The organism is Stenotrophomonas rhizophila, assembly GCF_003651185.1.
GTDB classification, from domain to species: domain Bacteria; phylum Pseudomonadota; class Gammaproteobacteria; order Xanthomonadales; family Xanthomonadaceae; genus Stenotrophomonas; species Stenotrophomonas maltophilia_Z.
Map to the genome: position 1 here is coordinate 576,578 of NZ_RCDC01000004.1, position 19,457 is coordinate 596,034.

19 protein-coding genes are annotated in these 19,457 nt (G+C 67.5%); 9 read left to right on the plus strand and 10 right to left on the minus strand.

Going from position 1 to position 19,457, the window contains the following annotated elements; all coding sequences use genetic code 11:
- Positions 1-3 precede the first annotated feature (3 nt).
- From BCL79_RS02425 to BCL79_RS02445, 5 genes are all read left to right on the plus strand, one after another.
- Positions 4-918: a Flp pilus assembly protein TadD gene (locus BCL79_RS02425; RefSeq protein WP_121037012.1), complete on the plus strand. Its 915-nt coding sequence runs from the start codon at positions 4-6 to the stop codon at positions 916-918.
- A complete protein-coding gene (locus BCL79_RS02430; RefSeq protein ID WP_259462082.1) occupies positions 915-1,382 on the plus strand; it encodes a DUF3613 domain-containing protein in 468 nt (155 codons plus the stop codon). Before BCL79_RS02425 ends, BCL79_RS02430 begins: the two co-directional genes overlap by 4 nt.
- Before the next feature lie 13 nt (positions 1,383-1,395).
- The gene (locus tag BCL79_RS02435) at positions 1,396-3,567 is read left to right on the plus strand and encodes a TadG family pilus assembly protein (protein ID WP_121037013.1); all 2,172 of its coding nucleotides are present in this window, start codon (positions 1,396-1,398) and stop codon (positions 3,565-3,567) included.
- A gap of 92 nt (positions 3,568-3,659) precedes the next feature.
- Positions 3,660-4,379: a DUF2968 domain-containing protein gene (locus BCL79_RS02440; RefSeq protein ID WP_121041080.1), complete on the plus strand. Its 720-nt coding sequence runs from the start codon at positions 3,660-3,662 to the stop codon at positions 4,377-4,379.
- A 118-nt stretch (positions 4,380-4,497) separates the two neighbouring features.
- The gene (locus tag BCL79_RS02445) at positions 4,498-5,877 is read left to right on the plus strand and encodes a serine hydrolase domain-containing protein (protein WP_121037014.1); all 1,380 of its coding nucleotides are present in this window, start codon (positions 4,498-4,500) and stop codon (positions 5,875-5,877) included.
- A gap of 29 nt (positions 5,878-5,906) precedes the next feature.
- Here the strand turns inward: BCL79_RS02445 and BCL79_RS02450 are convergent, their stop codons facing one another.
- Positions 5,907-6,341 carry a hypothetical protein gene (locus tag BCL79_RS02450; RefSeq protein WP_147433836.1) on the minus strand — a complete coding sequence of 145 codons (435 nt, stop codon included), beginning with the start codon at positions 6,339-6,341 and terminating at the stop codon, positions 5,907-5,909.
- A 127-nt stretch (positions 6,342-6,468) separates the two neighbouring features.
- Complete coding sequence (locus BCL79_RS02455; protein WP_121037016.1) at positions 6,469-6,936, minus strand: GNAT family N-acetyltransferase; 468 nt, start codon at positions 6,934-6,936, stop codon at positions 6,469-6,471.
- A gap of 5 nt (positions 6,937-6,941) precedes the next feature.
- Between BCL79_RS02455 and BCL79_RS02460 the strand changes: the two genes are divergently transcribed.
- Entirely contained in the window at positions 6,942-7,814 is an 873-nt protein-coding gene (locus BCL79_RS02460) for an AraC family transcriptional regulator (RefSeq protein ID WP_121037017.1), read from the plus strand.
- A 79-nt stretch (positions 7,815-7,893) separates the two neighbouring features.
- Positions 7,894-8,532: a LysE family translocator gene (locus BCL79_RS02465; RefSeq protein WP_121037018.1), complete on the plus strand. Its 639-nt coding sequence runs from the start codon at positions 7,894-7,896 to the stop codon at positions 8,530-8,532.
- Positions 8,533-8,593: 61 nt separating this feature from the next.
- On the opposite strand, the gene BCL79_RS02470 is transcribed toward BCL79_RS02465, so the two are convergent.
- Complete coding sequence (locus BCL79_RS02470; RefSeq protein WP_121037019.1) at positions 8,594-11,317, minus strand: TonB-dependent receptor plug domain-containing protein; 2,724 nt, start codon at positions 11,315-11,317, stop codon at positions 8,594-8,596.
- 164 nt (positions 11,318-11,481) lie between these two features.
- Here BCL79_RS02470 and BCL79_RS02475 point away from each other — a divergent pair, with 164 nt between their 5' ends.
- Positions 11,482-12,198 carry an MgtC/SapB family protein gene (locus tag BCL79_RS02475; RefSeq protein ID WP_121037020.1) on the plus strand — a complete coding sequence of 239 codons (717 nt, stop codon included), beginning with the start codon at positions 11,482-11,484 and terminating at the stop codon, positions 12,196-12,198.
- Positions 12,199-12,273: 75 nt separating this feature from the next.
- Here the strand turns inward: BCL79_RS02475 and BCL79_RS02480 are convergent, their stop codons facing one another.
- The 5 genes from BCL79_RS02480 to BCL79_RS02500 all read right to left on the minus strand — a co-directional run bounded on the left by BCL79_RS02480 (position 12,274) and on the right by BCL79_RS02500 (position 16,120).
- Complete coding sequence (locus BCL79_RS02480) at positions 12,274-13,041, minus strand: SapC family protein (protein WP_121037021.1); 768 nt, start codon at positions 13,039-13,041, stop codon at positions 12,274-12,276.
- Positions 13,042-13,166: 125 nt separating this feature from the next.
- A complete protein-coding gene (locus BCL79_RS02485) occupies positions 13,167-14,027 on the minus strand; it encodes a hypothetical protein (protein WP_121037022.1) in 861 nt (286 codons plus the stop codon).
- Entirely contained in the window at positions 14,024-14,812 is a 789-nt protein-coding gene (locus BCL79_RS02490; RefSeq protein ID WP_121037023.1) for a CDP-diacylglycerol diphosphatase, read from the minus strand. Before BCL79_RS02490 ends, BCL79_RS02485 begins: the two co-directional genes overlap by 4 nt.
- Before the next feature lie 86 nt (positions 14,813-14,898).
- Entirely contained in the window at positions 14,899-15,525 is a 627-nt protein-coding gene (locus BCL79_RS02495) for a decarboxylase (protein WP_121037024.1), read from the minus strand.
- Between the two features lie 100 nt (positions 15,526-15,625).
- A complete protein-coding gene (locus BCL79_RS02500) occupies positions 15,626-16,120 on the minus strand; it encodes a DUF1543 domain-containing protein (protein WP_121037025.1) in 495 nt (164 codons plus the stop codon).
- Between the two features lie 118 nt (positions 16,121-16,238).
- Between BCL79_RS02500 and BCL79_RS02505 the strand changes: the two genes are divergently transcribed.
- Positions 16,239-16,544: a hypothetical protein gene (locus BCL79_RS02505; protein WP_121037027.1), complete on the plus strand. Its 306-nt coding sequence runs from the start codon at positions 16,239-16,241 to the stop codon at positions 16,542-16,544.
- Positions 16,545-16,577: 33 nt separating this feature from the next.
- On the opposite strand, the gene dld is transcribed toward BCL79_RS02505, so the two are convergent.
- The gene (gene dld, locus BCL79_RS02510; RefSeq protein ID WP_121037028.1) at positions 16,578-18,299 is read right to left on the minus strand and encodes a D-lactate dehydrogenase; all 1,722 of its coding nucleotides are present in this window, start codon (positions 18,297-18,299) and stop codon (positions 16,578-16,580) included.
- Positions 18,296-19,456 (minus strand): FMN-dependent L-lactate dehydrogenase LldD, encoded by a 1,161-nt coding sequence (lldD, locus tag BCL79_RS02515; RefSeq protein ID WP_121037030.1) that lies wholly within the window; start codon positions 19,454-19,456, stop codon positions 18,296-18,298. The genes dld and lldD overlap by 4 nt, the downstream gene beginning before the upstream one ends.
- Between the last annotated feature and the right edge of the window lies 1 nt (position 19,457).

Consider the following 19,457-nt stretch of genomic DNA (forward strand, 5'->3'; position numbering starts at 1 on the left):
GCCATGCGCCACGCCGTGCTTCCCCGCCTCTGCCTGCTGCTCGCCGCGACGGCGCTCTGCGCGGCCTGTTCGAACGTGCGCAACGGTTATCGCCAGGACCCGATGGCGCTGGCCTCGCCCGAGGTGGCGCCGCAGGACGACAAGCAGCTGTACGTCGAGCTGATCTCCAAAATGCAGCAGCAGGGCGCCTTCTACGCCTCGCTGGCGCATGTGGAGGCATATCGCCAGCGCTATGGCGACAGCCCGCAGCTGCGCCTGTTGAATGCCGATGCGCTGCGCGAAACCGGGCAGCGTGAAGCCGCACTGACCATGTACGGCAGCCTCACCAGTGGCCCGCAGGCGGCCGCGGCCTGGCACGGCATCGGGCTGATCGCCGCCCGCGACGGCGACGCGGTACGCGCCGAGCAGTCACTGGCCAAGGCGGCGCAACTGCAGCCGTTGAACACCGGCTACCTGGGTGATCTCGGCTTTGCCCGCCTGCGCGCCGGTGACTGGGCCCGCGCACAGGAGCCGCTGGCCAAGGCCGCCGAGTTGTCCCCGGGCAGCGCGAAAGCCAACGCCAATCTGGCGGTGTGGGCACTACTGCGCGGCCAGAACGAGATGGCCGAGACGATCATGCGCAATGCTCGCCTGACCGACGGTGCGCAGGCAGAGGTGCGCCGCCTGGCCGAGCAACTGCGCCAGCAGGCGACACCCGCACCGTCCGTGCAACGCGCGCCTGCCAGCGTCGCGGCGGCGCCCGCCGTGCCCGGGCCCGGGTACGGCGCCCTGCCTGCGCCGCACCCCGCTGCCCCGCGTCCAGCCCCACGCCACGTGGCGGTGGATACCGATCGCCGCACCAGTGCCGATGCGCGCCTTGCGCCATCGATGCTGGAACGCTTCAGCACGCCTTCTCCTGCCAGCGAGACCACGCCATGAGCCAGCTGCGTCGCCTACCTGTTCCGCTCCTGCACGCTGGCCTGCTGCTGATGCTGGTGACCTGGGCGGTGCCCGTGATCGCGCAGCAGGCACCGCTCACCGGGCAGATGCTGGGCAGGCAGGATGCCCCCACGGCCGTCGCCACGCCGCTGCCCCCGCCCGCGCCCGCGCCCATTGAGCGCGTTGAGCCCGTACCGGCTTACGTGCAGCGTTCGCCGGCATCCGCAGCCGCCACAGCTGCCGAGCGCTACACGCCACCCGCACCGCCACCGCGCGGCGAGATCGGCCAGACCACCCGCGACCTGCTGCGCATGCAGGCCCAGGGCACCCATGCCGGGGCACGGCTGCCGATCCTGGGTGACCAGGCCGCCGCCAGCTACGCGCGCTACCTCAAGAGCTTCGAGCACGAGATTCCCGAGTTCCTCAAGACCAGCGTCAAGAAGGACGTCGCGGACACCAACTAAGGAGGGCAAGGCCATGCACCACTCCAGCGCCTACGCACCCCGGCCGTCCCGACGGCGGCTGCGCGGCGGGATGTCGGTCACCATGATGCTGGTGCTGCTTGGCCTGGTCGGCATGCTCGGCCTGGTCGAAGTGGGCTATCTGTACTGGGCCAAGCGCGATGCGCAGAAGGTGGTGGACCTGGCCTCGATGGCCGGCGCGCAGCGGCTGGACCTGTGCAATGCCAACCGCACGGACAACAGCGCCGCCCGCGGCAACGCGCAGAAGGACAACGGCTTCACCGGCACGCTGGCGATCCAGTGCGGCAACTGGAACCCGAGCCGCGGTGCGGACGATCATTTCAGCATGATCCTGGACGCGGCCAGCCCGCTCAACGCGGTCAAAGTGGTCGCGACGCGCTCGGTCGTGCCGTTCTTCGGCCAGAACACGCGCCTGCCCTCGCTGCGTGCGGAGGCCGTGGCGACCCGCGCCCCGCCGATCGCGGTGTTCTCGGTGGGCTCGCAGTTGCTGCGGGTCAATGGCACGACGCCGTTGGGCAACGTGCTCAATCTGGTGGGTGTCAATCTGGACCGGACCACCCTGCTTGGCTATGACGGATTGGCCCAGGCGAAGGTCAGCCCGGGCGGCCTGCTGCAGGCACTGGGAATTCCAGTCAACGCAAATATCGGCGTCGCCGAGTTCAACGCACTGCTGGCCGCCAACCGGGTCTCGCTCGGGCAGCTGCTGGATGCCACGGCCACCGTGCTGACCAACAGGGGTGTCGCCAACGTGGACCTGAGTGCACTGCGCAATGCACTCGCGGCAAAGCTCGATCTCAACCGACTCACTATCCAGCTGGGCAGCACCGATGCCGCGGGCGGCCTGTTCGCACACATCGTGGCTCCCGAAGGCCCGGCAGCGCCGGCACTGCAGGCCGACGTCAGCGCATTGGACCTGATCACCACCAGCATCAGCATCGCCAATGGCGGCAACGGGGTCACGGTCAACAATCTGGACATCCTTGGCATGGTCAAAACGCAGGCGGCGATCATTGAACCGCCGTCCATCGCCATCGGCGGTGTCGGCACGCGCGCCTACAATGCGCAGGTCCGGCTGAAGATCAATATCGATACCGGCGGCCTGGCGCTGCTCGGCCCCATCCTCAATACGCTGGGCATCCGTCTGAACCTGCCGATCTATGCCGATGTGACCAACGCGATGGGCACGCTGGAAGCACTGAACTGTGGCGCCACCCCGCCAACGGCCACGGTGCGGGTGCAGTCGTCGCTGCTGCGCGCCTGCGTCGGCCGTGTGGATGCGGCCAGTCAGTTCTCGCAGCGCAACGTGTGCGATACCGGGCTGCAGAACGAGCAGCTGCTGACCCTGCTGGGGGCGCCGCTGGTCACCGACAAGATTTCCCTCACTGCGCTCACCCACGATGAAGCCATCACCCTGGCCGCCGGAGAGACCGCGTCCACTTACTTCAACCAGGCGCAGGTCGGATCGGCCGTCTCCGGCCTGGTGAGCGAGCTGCTGCGCGTTCTGAGCAACGTGGTCACCCCGGGCAAGCAGGGCACCACCGACGCTGCTATCGCCAATCGATTGGCGGACCAGTATCTCAAGGCGGCCAATCCGGGTAATGGGTTCTACGATGCCAAGAAGACCATCGAGCTGCTGCGCCATGGTGATCCGGTGCATGGCGTCGGTGCATTGGGCGACTGGACTGTACCCAATGGCGTGCCGTTCGCATGCGGGATTCTGTATCTCGATACCTGTTTCAAGGCGGGATCCGTCTGGGACGGCTACAACGCTACGGTCACCGGCGAAGGCATGGGAGCATTGAGCGGCCTGCTCGGCTCTCTGCTTGGCGGCTTGGTGATCAACCGCTGCAACAGCCTGCTCAGCAGCCTGCTCAACTACAACAACTGCGTGAAATCCAACCTGGCCTCCTACATGCAGACCCGGCCCGGCGGCCTGCAGGACCTCGGCGGCGGCACCGGGGTGACCGACCCCGGCACCGACCAGGTCCGCTGCAGCGGCCTGCTGTGCCTGGCACTGACCCCGGTGCTGGAGACCCTCAAGCCGCTCCTCAATGGTGTCGGCACCCTGCTCTCGCAGACCCTGGCCCAGATACTCGGGCTGGAGCTGGGCCGGACCGACGTGCACATGCAGTCCATCAAGTGCACCCCGGCGCAGTTGGTTTATTGACGCTGAGGCGAAGTGCAGACCACGCGATTGTGCGTGCTAGACTCCGGCGGGGACTTTACTTCACTGATAATCCACTCGTGGATGGCCTGAATATGCGAGAGAGAAAAGGGGTTGGTTCCATCGTCGCGCACGCGCTGACCGGTGGGATTGTGTTGCTGCTGACGTTGAGCGTCATCCCGCAGGCCCTGGCAGCGCGCGCACCGCGTTCCGAGCCGGCCGTGGATGCCGCTGCGCGCCCGGCGCCGGTGGTCCGCAATACCGTGGATGAACTGCGTCAGCTGGTCGATTCCAAGCAGCTCACCGAGCTGCGCACCACCTATAACGGCAGTTATGGTGCCAGCCTGCTGTTCAATACCAGCACGCTGAACTATTACGTGGCGCTGTTCCACGAGAAGGATTTCTGGCGCGTGATCAAGACCGATTCGGTCGACAATGCCGAGAAGGTCTACCGCACATTCGTCGAGCAGACCGAGCAGCTGGCCCAGGTGTATATCGACACCACCCGCCTGCAGGCCGGCAAGCGCTATACCGAGAATCTGGTCGCTTACAACGAAGAGCGGCTGCGCAGCCTGCAGCAGGAAGCAGATCTCCAGCGCCAGCAGTCGTTGCAGGTCAGCGCTTCGCTGGAACAGGCCAAGCAGCAGGCGGTCAGCCTGAGCACGGACCTGCGCAGCAGCCACAGCGAACTGGACGCGCTCAACCAGCGCATCCAGACGTTGCAGGCCCAGCAGCTGAACCCGGCACTATCGCTGCCCTCGGCCGAGACGGCCACGCCGGACCCTGCCCCGCAGGGCAACCCCGGCAACCCGTAACGGCATGACGCCCTGTAGTTGCAGGGCACGTGACAGACGGCGCCGAGGGCGCCGTCGTTCTTTCCGGTGCAGTACCCTTGGTGGCGCAGACGTACTGCGCATCAGCAAGGAGTGCACCATGCCCGTTCCACGCCCCCGTAGCGCCCTGTCCCGCGCGCGCGCCGCCCTGGTGTCCTCCCGCACACGGCTGGCCGCGGCCCTGGTTGCCGCGCTCGCCCTGCCGGTCGCCGCCCCTGCCGCCCCGGCCCCGCCCGCATCGCCGCCACTGTCGGCCGAAGCGTCCGATCCCAGGCTGCTGGGCTGGATGCAGGGCGCGCCGCCGCCGGAAGACAAGCGCATCCGTTACACGGATGACGACTATTTCAGCTTCCCCAAGCTGCGCTGGACGGCCTGCCATTTCCGCCAGTTGATGCCCACCGTGGGCGTCAGCCGGGGACCGGGTGCCGCGCATGACCTGCCGCGTCGGCTGGATGCCGCGATCGACGCGCTGTCGTTCACGCCCACCGGCACCAACCGTCAGATGACCTGGGCACAGTCGCTGTCGGCCAACTACACCGACGGCATCGTGGTGCTGCACGACGGGGTGGTGGTCTACGAACGTTACAGCGGCTGCCTGGACGAGCACGGCCAGCACGGTGCGATGTCCGTCAGCAAGTCGATGACCGGCCTGCTCGGCGAGATGCTGGTCGCCGAGGGGGTGATCGATGAAACCCAGCGCGTCAGCGCGATTGTTCCCGAGCTGAAGGACAGTGCGTTCGGCGATGCCACGGTCAAGCAGGTACTGGAGATGACCACGGCACTGCGCTACAGCGAAGACTACGCCGACCCCAACGCCGAGGTCTGGGCGTTTTCCGCCGCGGGCAGCACCCTGCCCCCTGCCCCCGGCCACACCGGGCCGCGCAGCTATTACGATTACCTGCAGACCGTGCAGAAGCAGGGCCGCCACGGCGAGGCGTTCGGCTACAAAACGATCAATACGGACGCGCTGGGCTGGATCATCGCCCGGCGTACGGGGCAGTCGGTTGCACAGGTGCTGCAATCGCGGATCTGGCAACGCGTTGGCGCCGAGCAGGACGCGTACTACACCGTTGATTCCACCGGCACGCCGTTTGCGGGCGGCGGCTTCAATGCCGGCCTGCGTGATCTGGCCCGCGTCGGCCAGCTGCTGCTTGACGATGGCAAGATCAACGGCCAGCCCATCGTGCCCGCCGCCGCGATCGCCCGTATCCGCGCTGGCGGCAACAAGCAGGCCTTCGCCAAGGCCGGCTATCCCCAGCTGCCGGGCTGGAGCTATCGCGGCATGTGGTGGATATCGCACAACGACCATGGCGCCTACATGGCGCGCGGCGTGCACGGCCAGGCGCTGTACATCGATCCCACCGCACGCGTGGTGATCGCGCGGTTCGGCTCGCACCCGGTGGCCGGCAACAGCGCCAATGACCCGACCACCCTGCCGGCGTTCGATGCCGTGGCGCGCTATCTGATGGACCGCCACTGACGGCAGTGACTGCCGACGATGCCTGCACCTCATCGGCAGGCATCGTGCACCAGGTCATCCATCCGCCGGCTCAGTGCCAGGCTCGGGCGGTCACCCGCCTTTGCGTAGGTTGCCTCGCGCTGGCGGCGCGCGGCATCGCACCGGAGCGAATCGGCATGCACCGAGATCACTGCGCCCCGGAAGGCGGGTGCCGGCCGCACGTTGCGGCGCGGCGACCGGCGCGGGCGCGCCGGTGCGGTCTCTGCGCGCCTTTTGGCCTTGAGCTCCTGGCGAAGTGATTCGATGTACAACGCATTGGCGCGCGTATCCACAGGCGGCGGCATGTCACGGATGCGCTCGGTCCGGCCGCTGCACGGCGTGGACTGGTACTGACGGCTGCCTTCCACGACACAGGTGTGCACCTGCCGCGGAGAAGCCTCGCTCGCTGCAGCGCTCATCATGATGGCCAACATCCACACAGGCATGGCTCAGCTCCCTCCAGGAGGCTGCAGCATCTCCCCGGCCCATCATCCCCGGCCGTGACCTGCCGCACGCTGGACGCGCGACGCGGATGATCCCGACACGGAGTCAGTGCTACGCCCTACCCCGATCCTACGGCGTGGCGCCCACGTGCAGCTCGAGCACCTCATCGCCCAGCGCATCGATCTCGCCGGTCGGCCGCCAGCCGAGATAACGATAGAACCCGTGCGAGCGCACCGCCGGATCCGCTGCACACCCCAGGATCAGCCGCGTATGGCCCGCCTCGACCAGATCGGCGATGGCCAGATCCAGCAAGTGCCGACCGATGCCCCGCCCTTCATAGGCCGGCAGCAACGCCAGGACCACGATCTCGCCGCCTTCGCGATCGCCAAAGCAATAGCCGACCATCCGCCCGTCTTCGAGTGCGATATGCCCCGGCAATGCATCGTCACGGATACCGGCCGCCCAGCTGTCTTCGGTGATGCCCAGTTCGGCCAGCTGAGCGGCGGAGAAGGCGTTCTCGCGGGTGCGTCCGCGCAGATCGATGCAGGCAGCGGCGTCGTCTGGCAGCGCACGGCGGTAGTGAAGGTGATTTACCATGGCGCATGGATTGCAGTGAGTTTCAGGCGGTGAGCATACGCGAGCGCCGCCCTTCCGGCCGCATTGCCTCGGATAATGACGTCTGGCGCGACCCCCGGCTGTCCTGGGTTGAGTCACGCCGCGCGTGCAACAGCCGGGCCTGTTACCGCCCGCACAGTCATCCAACCTGGTCGATCGGCGCCGTGGACGCGGGTGAGAGCATTTTCAGCGGCGCGCCTGGCGGACAGCACCGCCTTCAACCAGGCACCTTGGTCATCGTGCCGGCGCACCGTGTACACGCCTGCAATCCGGCGCCCAACACCGCCTGGAGCTATCAGATGCTGCATCTGGATGCGGCATGGGTGGCGGCAGTCACAGAAGACATGCAATCCATCGACAAAAGCGCCCCAACGGCGCCGCTGATCCGGATCGACCGCAGCCTTGCGCGCTACCGGACGTTCTGCGACATGAATGCCCTGCTGTTCTCCGGTGCCGATCCCGGAGAAAAAGAAGCAGCTATCGTCGCTTTCATCGACGATCTCGACGTCACTGCCGGGGCGCCGGTTCCCGCCCCGGACGCAAGCGCAGCGCAACACCGGCGACTGCAGCCAGCACTCGCCCTGCTGGATGCCGCGCCGATGTCGAGCGTATCGCTGGCCGATCTGGCCACATGCACGGGGATGGACCGCTACGCGATGATCCGGGCGTTTCGCAAGGCCACGGGGCTGACGCCACATGCCTGGCAGCTCAATCGGCGGATCAATCTCGCCCGCGAGCGCCTTGCTCAAGGGCAACCGCTGGCCGAGGTCGCACACGCGCTCGGCTTTGCAGACCAGAGCCATTTCCAGCGCCTGTTCAAGGCTCACGCCGGTATTACGCCAGGCCGTTATCGCCGCTGAGTACTACGCAATATCGTGCAATACATCAACCCGCAACACCGGCACAGTCAGGCGCCCCGTTGAAGCCTGCCTACCCCCCATGGAACAGTTTCTGCTCGTTGCTGCCGTGCACTTTCTGGCGTTGCTGTCGCCCGGGCCGGACTTCTTTCTGATCACCCGCACCGCAATCCGTCAGGGCTGGCGTGTTGCAAGCGGCGCCTGCATCGGGGTCGCACTGGCCAATGGGGCCTATATTGCGCTGGCATTCTTCGGCGTCGCGGGGCTGCAGGCGGGCAGCGCGCTGTTTCAGGTGATCCAGATAGCGGGCTGCGCTTTCCTGCTCTACATCGGCCTGCTGTTCCTGCGCCATGCCGGGACCGCCTCACTGCGTCTGCCGGGTGAGCAACCGGCGGAGCTGTCCCGCCTGGCACAGCGTTCGGCGTGGTTCCGAGCCCTCGGACTGGGCGCCACCTCCGCCCTGCTCAATCCCAAGAACGCCTTGTTCTACGCCAGCTTGGCGGCCATGTTGAGTGGGCCGGACACTACCGCCGGAACACGGCTGTTCTATGCGGTGTGGATGTTCGCGGTGGTGCTCGGCTGGGACCTGTTGATGGCCGGTATGGTTGGGCGCGCGGCAGCGATGGGCCGATTCAACGCAGCGCTGCCGTGGATCGAGCGCCTGTCTGGCGTGCTGCTGATCATCCTGGCACTGGCGGTATTGGGCGCGATGGTGATCTGAGCAGCTTCGACGCCTGTGACCCAGACGCAGCGGGCCCGGCATTGCCGGGCCCGCGAGCGGATTACAGGAAGCGGTAGTCGAACTCCAGCCACAACTGACGGCCGTAAGGGTCGTAGTTGCCGACCGGGTAGAACGGCCAACCACCGCCGTTCTTGTCTGCCGGTGGGCGGCTGTCACGCAGGTTGTTGACGATCAGGCCGAGCGTGGCGTTGTCATTGAGCTTGCGGTACAGGCTGGCGTTGTAGGTCATGTACGGGGCGATGCGGCCACTGCCGTCGGTCTTGGGCAACGAGCCGTAGCGCATGCCGTACAGCGTGGCGGTCCAGTCATTGATCGCCCAGGTGACGCTGCCGTTGACCTTGCTGCGCCACTGGTAGGAATCCAGCGAATTGCGCTGGTCCTGCACGTCATCGCCAGCGAACTGGCGGTAGCTGTGGTCGATCACCAGCGAGTACGCCACGCGGGCCGAGAAACGACCGTAACGGCCTGCATCCCAGCGCAGATTCGACTTCAGGTCGATGCCGCGCACGGTTTCGGAGGCGGCGTTGATCGGGTTGATCAGGACGCGCACGACCTGGTTGGGCTGCACGGCGGCATCGGCCGGGTTGCGGATCACCCGGCGCAGTGCATCCTGGCATTGTGCCGAGCCGATATCGCGTGCGTCACCGCCCACGGTCTGGCCGAGGCGGCAGTCCGCTTCGTCCTTCAGGATGCGGGTGGCATCGAGGTTGGTGACCTCATCGTCAATGCGGATGTCGTAGTAGTCCGCCGTGAAGTCCAGGTTCGCCGAGGGCGACCACACGAAGCCCAGGCCATACGATCTGGCGGTTTCCGGCTGCAGCTGCGGGTTGGCGCCGCTGGTGTAGTCGATCGCCAGCCCGCTGAAGTCACAGTCGTCATACGCCTGGCCGGCACTGCGGCAGCGCCAGTAGTCGGTCATACCGGGGTTGTAGCCACGCGTTTCGGTCGCGAACACGTAGTTCATGTCCGGCGCACGGAAGCTGGTCGCCGCACTGGCACGCAGCAGCAGCGTATCGAACGGACGGAACTCCAGGCCGGTGCTCCAGGTCGCCTTGCCCAGGTGATCGCCGGCGGCGCGGTACTGGTCGTAGCGTCCAGCCACGGTGGCGGTCAGGCGCTCCAGCAACGGCAGCTGCAGCTCTACGCCGGCCGCATAGCGATCACGTTCGCCACCGGCGGGAATGCCGGCATTGAGGTTCCAGAACACGCCCTGTGCCAACGCCGGGTCCGGGCGGTTGCGGTAGCCCTGGCTGCCCGCTTCGACAACGGCTGCCAGCGCGGCACGGCCACCGGGCAGATCGAACAGCTGGCCGTTGACGCTGACGCTGGCCGTCTGCAGCCACGCAGCGTTGCGGCTCTCGTAACGGTCCGACAGGCCCTCGTACTCGCCCGGGGTCAGCGGCTGGTACAGGCGCGACGGATCCGGTGCGTAGACCTCCACGCCATTGCGGGTGCCGAGCTGCGGGCCGAGCAGGTACTCGTTGATACCGATCAGCAGGCCCGGGCGCTGCGTCTTGTTCTCATAGCGCGAGCGGCTGTAGGCCGCTTCGTAATCCCAGTCCGAGCCGCCGATGCTGCCACGCGCGCCCACGTTGAACGACCAGGACTGCTCAAGGAACCGGTTGGCATTGCGCTGCACGCCGCCGATCTCTTCCGGTGCGAAACGCCGGTACCAGCTTTCCAGCTGACCGCTGTTCTGGTTGTAGAAGTAATTGCGCGAGGAGGTCCAGCTCGGTGCGCGGGTGTTGTTGTAGATGCGCGCGGTGCCGATGGCCGCATCGGCGAACAGTTCCTGGCGATCGTTCAAGCGCCAGGTCACCGCGCTGTAGGCGTCGATGTTGCGCTTCTCTGTCTGCACGGTCCAGAACGTGGGCGCGGCCTCATTGCTGCCGCAGTACCAGCCCTGGCGCGGATTCTGCGCGCGGAACACGCTGTCGCCATACAGCGTGCTGGTGGCATCGCAGCCGTCGGCACCGGGATCGATGTAATTATTGGTGGAGGCGTTGCGGCGATACGCCACCGCCGTCGCCAGCGGTGCCACGCCACGCGGATCGTCGGTCAGCGAATCCATGAAATCGCGCTGCGAGCCGTAGATGGCCTTGCGGTTGGCGATCTCCAGCCCGAAGATCGCGTCCCACTGCTCGCCCGAGCCGCCGCCGACCGCCTGCAGGCGCTGGTTGTCGCCGCCGCCCTGTTCGGTGGTGCCGGCGCGCACATTGATGCCGACGCCGTCGTAGGTCTTTTTGAGGATGATGTTGACCACACCGGCGATCGCATCGGAGCCATACACCGCCGAGGCGCCCCCGGCCAGCACTTCGATCCGGTCGATCAGCGCACTCGGGATGTTGGCCAGGTTGACCACATTGACCGAGCCTTCGTAGGCCAGCGGGTAATCCGACTGGCGGCGACCGTTGACCAGCACCAGGGTGCGGTTGGGGCCGAGGCCACGCAGGTTGATGGTGTTGGCGGCCGGCGTGAAGGTGTTGCCGAAATCCTCACCCTGCACGTTGCCGGTGTTCTCGGTCAGCGCGCTGAGCGCTTCGAAGGCGCTGCGGTAGCCCTGCGCCTCGATCTGCTCCTGGGTGATCACGGTGACCGGAGATGGGCCTTCCACGCTGGCGCGGGGGATGCGCGAGCCGGTGACCGTGACGGCATCGAGCTGGGTGGGCGCATCGGCCGCGTGGACCATGGAACCTGCGCCGAGCAGGGGCAACAACGACAGAACCAGGACCCGCCGACGCAGCGGGCGATACAGCACAGACATGCAGATTTCCGGTAAAAGAGCTACGTACCGGCGCGGGCAGGCCCGTGCCAGAGTGTAGTGAGGGAGGGGCCGTGATTCTGCTGAACAGGCGGAAAAGGGGGAAATGACCGCCCGGGATATGCTTATCGGGATTTCGCCTAAGCCCTGCCCTGCAAGGACTCCGCATGCGCTTCATCCAGACCTTCGAGCTGCATCCCTTCCTGGACACCGTGGTCAGCCTGGTCGCCGCGTTCGTGCTCGGCACGTTGATCGGCGCGGAACGGCAGTACCGCCAGCGCACCGCCGGGCTGCGCACCAATGTGCTGGTCGCGGTCGGCGCAGCGGCCTTCGTGGATCTGGGCATGCGCATCGCCGGCAACGCTGAAGCCGTGCGGGTGATCTCCTACGTGGTGTCCGGGGTCGGTTTCCTCGGCGCCGGTGTGATCATGAAGGAAGGCATGAACGTGCGTGGCCTGAACACCGCCGCGACGCTGTGGTGCTCGGCGGCGGTCGGTGCGTGCACCGGTGCGGACATGCTGGCCGAAGGCGCGCTGCTGACGGTGCTGATCATCGCCGGCAACACGCTGCTGCGCCCGCTGGTCAACGCGATCAACCGCATCCCGATCAATGAGGCCGCCTCTGAAGCGACCTACGAGGTGCGCCTGAGCGTGGACCCTGCCGCCACGCCCCTGGCACGCGAACGCCTGGTGGACGCACTGGAGGCCGCGCAGTACCCGGTCAGCGACGTGCAGGTGATCGAACACGGCGACGGCCCGGTCGAGCTGGTCGCGATCCTGGTCAGCACGGCGGTCAGTGCCGACGAGCTCGATGCCGTGGTCGCCCGCCTGCAGCGGCAGCCGGGCGTGGTGCATGCCAACTGGGAAGTCAGCACCCGCGACTGATCCGCGCCCTGCCCTGCACAACGAAAAACGGCGGCCCTGCGGCCGCCGTTTCCGTGATGGCCCGTGCGCCTTGAATCAGGCGTCGGCAGGCAGCGCGCTCTGACGGCTCACCAGCGCGCTGAAACGTGCCAGCGAGCTCAGGTGGTGATGCACCAGCGCCAGCCAGCCGCTGCGGTGCCAGGCCACGACGGTGGCGTCCGGCAACGCGGCGAACTTCTCCACATCCACGACCTGGAAGCCGTTGATCGACATCTGCCGGCCATCGGCCAGGGTGACGTCGATGTTGCGGTCGATCAGCAGTTCGTTCTCGATCAGCGCAGCGGTGAAGTGACGGGTCTGATCATGCTCGCGCGTGTAATCGCCGCAGAAGCGCATCGCGTTGTCGACAATCTCGGTCGCCTTGCCATCCTGGAACAGCGGCACGCCGTCCTCGCTCTGGCCCTGGTTGACCTGCTTGGCGGCCGAGTCGAGCGCGAGCACGTACTCGTCCTGCTCACCGGCCTGCATGAACACGAACGGGTAGCGGCGCACGTACGCCGGCACGTAGCTCTGCTCGTCCCATACGCCATCGGCAACGAACAGGTTGCGCTGGGCCAGGCCGACGGCCACCAGCGGCATCGCGTCCTTCCCGGTGAAAATGATCGGGTAATGCTGGGCCAGCGAGCCGAACTCGCCGATCACGGCGGGGATCGCATTGGTGTCGGCAGCAAAATGCGCGGTGTCGGGCACCAGGCGCCAGGCGGCATGCAGATCCGAGCGCAGCGGCACGGGCGCTTGGTAGAACAGCGGACCGGTGGCCTGGGACGGCGCAGCGGCGGGCGGAGTCGTGGTTTCAGCAGTCATGGATTAAGTCGGATACGACGCGCCAGTCAGCCCGGGCGCGAAAGCGGGAACCGCATTGAACGGCCACTATAACGTGCCACGTCCGCGGTTTTTATTTCAATCGCGCGTTGGATTCCCGCGCCCCACTACAGTTCGGTGAATTCGCTGCAGTCCGGCAATGCCTGATCGGCCATATAGGCACCGTTCTGGAAGCGGTACACCCGCTGATACGAGCAGGCCGGATCCGACACGGTGCGCAGTTCCGACGTTTTTACCCGGCCATGCGCAAGCGAATCCTGGTTGCGTGAGGCAAACGCAGGAAACCGGTGCGCGTGCGTTTGATAGTGCAGCACCGGCATGCCCTCGCCAGCCGGATCCAGGCTCAGCGCTGCATCGAAACCATACTCGTCGTGACAGGCGCCGGCGCGGAGGTCCATATCACGCTCGCTGAAGCAGGCGCGGATGCTGGCATGGCCCTGCACCGGCAGCCGCAGCACCTCGCCAGAGTCGGCGTCGGCGTCGGCTGCGTGGCGCATGACGCGCGCCACGACCCGCTCGGTCACGCTGGCGCCGCCGCCGGAGTACATCGTGCTGGCCTGGGCATCCACGCCGACCAGTACACCGCCCCCCGCGGCCGGGCCAAGTTCGACCAGGGCCGGCCAAGGCTGCAGGCCGCCCTCGGCGTTGCCGATGGCCAGCGCGAGCGCGCGGCGGGAGATATCCCTGCCAGCGGAGCGCTCACGCACGATCAGCACCACCTGTTCCTCGTCGTCGCCCGGCTGCACGCGCACGCACCAGTGCTGGTCCGCGCTGCAGTACCAGCGCGGGTCGAACCCTTGGTCGCCGGCCGCCGCATCACTTGCCCCTGCAGGCGCTGCCGCGAGCGGTATCAGCCGATTGCCGGACACGTCCTGCAGGCGTGCACCCGCGTCATCCGCCGCTGCCCAGCACAACGCGGGCAACGGTGGCAGCACCATCCATACCGCCCACGCCCAGGTGCGCCTCACAGCACGCCCTCCAGCGGCCCGGCTGCACCGGTCAGCACGGCGCAGGCGTGGTCCTGGAGTTCCTCGCCACTGGCTTTGTTGCCCGCTGCCAGGTCCAGCCGGGTGGCCAGCAGCACGAAGCCCGGGGCACCGGCGGGGTCCGTCTGCCCGGCCACCACCAGCGACCAGTTGCCGATATCGGCAGGCTCGGCCAGATGAGCGGCCAGCAGACGGACCGGATTCGCGGTGAGCTCGGCACCCGGCAGCTGGCGGGCGAGATAGGCATGCCCGCGCAGCGGCTCCGGCAGTGGTTGCCAGTCCGCGCCGATGGAGGGCTGCAGCCGGCGCAGCTGGGTCAGGACATCCGCCCGCAGGCAATCCACGTGGATGTGCAACTGGTGCTGGGAGCGCCCATGCGGGGAGTTCAAGGCCAGGCTGGCCACGTCGCGCGGCAGGGACCGGCCCAGCGCCTGCTCGGTGTGGCTGCGGGCGGCCCAGGCCGCGGCGAAGTAGTTCGGTGCTCCGGCCCGCAGCAGCGCGGGGCTTTCGATCCCCGAGACCCGGTCCAGCGGCAACACCAGGAATTGGTAGTGGCCGTGCGAATCCTTGAGCAGCACATCGCGGCGCTGCGCCTCGGCGGCCACCGCCAGGCAGCTGCCACGGGGGGCGGCATCGCCGGCACAATCGCGCTGGATGATGCCCCACAGGGCGTCTGGATTGGCGGGCGGTTTGGCCGGTGGCCGGGCCGGCGTGGCGCAGGCGGCCAACAGCAGCAGCGCACAGGACAGGAAGAATCGGGCGATCACGGACAGGCTCGGACAAGGATGCGGGCCCGGCCGGCACGGCCGGTGGGCGGGCGCGATTGTACCGTGCCGGTTCTGTCGCTTCCGTGTCAGTAGGTGCTGTACGGCACCTCGACCACCACCGGCGCGGCCGGTGCCGGCGGCTGCAGGGTGTAACGATCCAGCGCGCCGTTGTCATCGGCGAACCGCTGCGACTGCACCTGCAGGCGGTACATGACGGTGCCGAGCTTGATGCTGCCGCCGGCATCCAGCGCAGCCCCGGCCGGCAGCAGCAGGCCTCCGAGGTCGCTGTAGCCGCCGCCTTCCTGCGAGAAGACGTGGTCGACCAGCTCGCCTTCGCGCTTCATCGCGAACACATGCGGGTCGCCGTGCCGGCGGTTGTAGTCCTCGTTGCCGAGCAGATCGGCGATCCATACCCCGGGCAGCCGGTAGCGGGTCTCCAGCGCGATCGCATCGAGGCGGTCGCTGTCTACCACCAGGCAGCACACTGCCTGCTTGTTCTCGCGGTCCAGGATCGCGAAGCGCTCGCCCTTGGCAACCTCGCCCGGCAGGATCGCAAACGGCTGGTTCCTCAGTACCGGCTCGGCGCCACTGGCCGAATGCAGGTTGCGCCAGCCACCGAACACCGGTGCGTCCGGCTCGGCCGCCACGGCGTTGCCTGCCATCATCATTCCCAGCGTCACGATCACTGCGGCGGTGATCTTCCTGCTCTGCATGCGCTACTTCCGTTGGTTGACCTGTCGCGGCGACATCGCCGGACCTCACAAGACCGCGACACTATGCGCCAGCGGCACGGCCGCGGGCAATCGGGGCCGTTCAGCCGATCACGATGTAGTCACTGACCAGCGCGATGCCCTGGTGCTCCCCGCGCTCAAGCTGCACATACCGGCCGCCGACCTGATCGATGGCGATGCAGTCATCGACCTCCAGCAGGGCATCGGTATGCGGCTTGAACCAGCTGGCATCGCGCAGCGCCCTGGCCTTGTGCTTGGCCTCTTCGACACTGGTGGCGACCAGCAGCCGGTAGTCATGGGCCTCGCCCAGCGCGCCGGCGGCATACCCGCCGAGATTGAGAAAGTAGAGCCGCGGCGCGCCCGCCGCCGGGGCCACCTCGCCGAAGCGCACCTGGTACGCCTCCACCCCATCCACCGCGAGCCAGCCATCGACATGCAGCCCTTTGCGTTCGCCGAACCACTCCTGGCGCAACTGCGGGTAGGCCTCTTCGATGACATCGACGTTGGCGAAGGCCACATCGTGGACCTCGATCCTGGCCCGGGCATGGCGCCCGCCAAGCATGAACACGTGCAGCACCTGCGACTCCCGGCATGATCGATCGTGAGAGGCCGTCAGTGTAACGCCAGGGTAGCCACCACACGTCCCTGCGCACCGCGGTGGTATGGTCGGCGCCTGACCCCGCAGGAGCGACCCGATGACATCCCTTTACCGCTACCCCCTCGCCGCGATCATGCTCGCAGGCACCCTGTCACTGGCCGCCTGCGTCAGCACGCCGGGGCCGGAAATCAAGGGCCCAGGCCTGTGCAAGGCCGATGCGCTGGGCTGGGCTGTTGGCCAGCCGGCCGACGAAGCGAACATGCGCAAGCTGCTGGTACAGAGCGGCGCCGGCCTGATCAACCCGATCGGCCCGGCCACGATCACCACCCGTGACCTGCGCCAGGATCGCCTGCGGGTGTTCATCGACAAGGACAACGTGATCACCGCCGTCCGTTGCGAGTGATTCCGCGCGGGTAAAGCCACCCCATGGGTGGCTCTACCCGTGGGTGGTGCAGTCGCAGCTGCCCCATCCGCGCGTCTTCGGGGTCTGGCCGATGCCCGGATTGAGCGTATTGCTGGGATCCAGCTGCTGGTAGAACGCCGCCAGCGGCGGCTTGGCCGGGTACAGGTGGCCCACGTTGTGCTCAGCCGGATACTCGGCACCGCGCGCATCCAGCAGCGCCCACATCGCGTGCTCGATGGCCAATGGATCTTCCCCCTTGCGCACGATGTAGTCCTGGTGGAACACGTGGCACAGGAAATGGCCGTAATACAGCTTGCCGGCCAGGCATGCATCGAGGTTGGATGGCAGGTGTTCCACCCACTGGCGGTCGTCGCGTCGCAGCGCCACGTCCAGGGCCACGATGTCCTCGACCTCGCGCCGGTGCACTTCGCGATACCGCACGGCCGCGCCGGCCACGGCGAAGCGATGCAGGAACGCCTTGCGCCCCTCCCCGGCGGTGCACTGGAAGAAGTCGCCCTCGCCGTCAGCGAAGTGATTGCGCAGGAAGGTCTCGGTTGCGGCGGCATCCACCGCCGACACCTTGAGCAGCAGATGGTGCTCGTAGCGGTCACGGAACTGGCCCATGCGCGCGGGCAGATGGCGTGGCAGGCAGCGCATCGCCCACTGGATCACCCGGTCGGTGACCCCGTGCAGGCCGAGACTTTCGAACCAGCCATCGACGCGGCTTTTCAACGCGAACGCAGCCGGCACCCGGGCCGTACCGAAGCGATCGATGAGCAGGAAGGTGTCCTTGCCGTAGCGCTCGCCGATGTCATACGCCTCGCGGTGCAGGTACTCGCCGGAGATCGGCAGGCGTTCGAACGCGGTCAGCAGATGGCGGCGGATCGCGGTCAGATCCTCCATCGCGTTGCTGCCGATGTAGAACACCTCACCCGGCTCGCGCGCAAACGTATCCAGCCGCACCGCGAACACCGCCAGCTTGCCGGCCGAGCCGGAGGCTTCGTAGTGGCGCGAGGGATCGGCGTTGTAGCGTGCCGGCGTGGCTGCATCGACCTGGCGCACCTGCTCGGCATACCGCGGGTCGGAGGCGGCGCGGCCGTTGCCGTTGTCCACATCGGCGGGCACGTAGTCGCCGCGCTGCAGCCGTTCCAGGATCTGCTCGGGGGTGTCGCCCAGCGCGATGCCAAGATGATTGACCAGCTGCAGCTGGCCGTGGGCATCGACCTGGGCGAACAGCGCCATCTCGGTATACGCCGGGCCACGCCGCACCAGCGAGCCACCGGAGTTGTTGCAGACCCCGCCCAGCACCGACGCGCCGATGCACGACGAACCGATCACCGAGTGCGGCTCGCGATCCAGCGGCGCGAGCACTTTCTCCAGACGGTCCAACGTCGCCCCAGGCAGGCACACCACCTGGCGGCCCGCGTTGATCAGCTGCACGCCGGTGAGGCGCAGCGTGCTGATGATCACCACGGGACGGTCGTAATCGGCACCATCGGGGGTGGAGCCGCCGGTGAGGCCGGTGTTGGCGGCCTGCATGATCACGATGGCATCGGCCGCCACGATGACCTGCAGGGCGCGCCACTGTTCCAGCAGCGTGCCCGGGCGTACCACCGCCAGCACCGGGCCGTCGCCGAAGCGGTAGCCCCTGCGGAAGCGCCGGGTCGGCTTGTCGCCCGAGAGCACGTGCGCGTCGCCGACGATGCCGCGCAGCTGCGCAAGCAACGCGGCGCTATCGCTGCCGACGCCGCTCACGGTGCGACCGCAAGGCGCCGGGTGGCGTCCACCAGCGAATCGGCACTGATATCGGCGATGGTCTTCGCGCCGGTGAGCGTCATCGCCACACGCATTTCCTTGGCCATCAGATCCAACAGGTTGGCCACGCCGGCCTCGCCCTGCGCGGCGAGCGCATAGACGAAGGCGCGGCCGAGCAGCACGCTGTCCGCGCCGAGCGCGATCATGCGCACCACGTCCAGGCCGTTGCGGATGCCCGAATCGGCCAGGATCTTCAACTCACCCTTGACCGCATCGGCGATCGCCGGCAAGGCCCGCGCGGTGGACAGCACGCCGTCCAGCTGGCGCCCGCCGTGGTTGGAGACCACGATGCCGTCGGCCCCGAAACGCACGGCATCGCGCGCATCGTGCGGATCGAGGATGCCCTTGATCACCATCGGGCCGGTCCAGAACTCGCGGATCCACTCCAGGTCTTTCCACGAAATGGACGGATCGAAGTTGTTGCCCAGCCAGCCGATGTAGTCGGCCAACCCGGTCGGGCTGCCGCGATACGTGGAGATGTTGCCCAGATCGTGCGGGCGGCCGAACAGGCCGACGTCCCACGCCCAGCGCGGGTGGGTCACCGCCTGCAGCATGCGCCGCGCCGGCGCGTTCGGGCCACTCATGCCCGAATGCGCATCGCGGTAACGTGCGCCCGGCGTCGGCATGTCCACGGTGAACACCAGCGTGGTCACGCCGGCCGCCTTGGCCCGCTCCAGCGCATTGCGCATGAAGCCGCGGTCCTTGAGCACATACAGCTGGAACCACATCGGCCGATCGATGGCCGGGGCCACCTCCTCGATCGGGCAGACCGACACCGTGGACAGCGTGAACGGAATCCCCCGGCTCGCCGCCGCCCTCGCCGCCTGCACCTCACCGCGGCGCGCGTACATGCCGGTCAGTCCGACCGGCGCCAACGCCACCGGCATCGCCAGGCGTTCGCCGAACAGCTCCGTTTCCAGGCTCAGATCGGACATGTTGCGCAGGATGCGCTGGCGCAGTGCGATGTCCGACAGGTCTGCAACGTTACGCTTCAGGGTGTGCTCGGCGTACGCGCCGCCATCGATGTAGTGGAACAGGAACGGCGGCAGGCGGCGTTGCGCCGCGGCGCGGTAATCGGTGGAGGCGGAAATGATCATG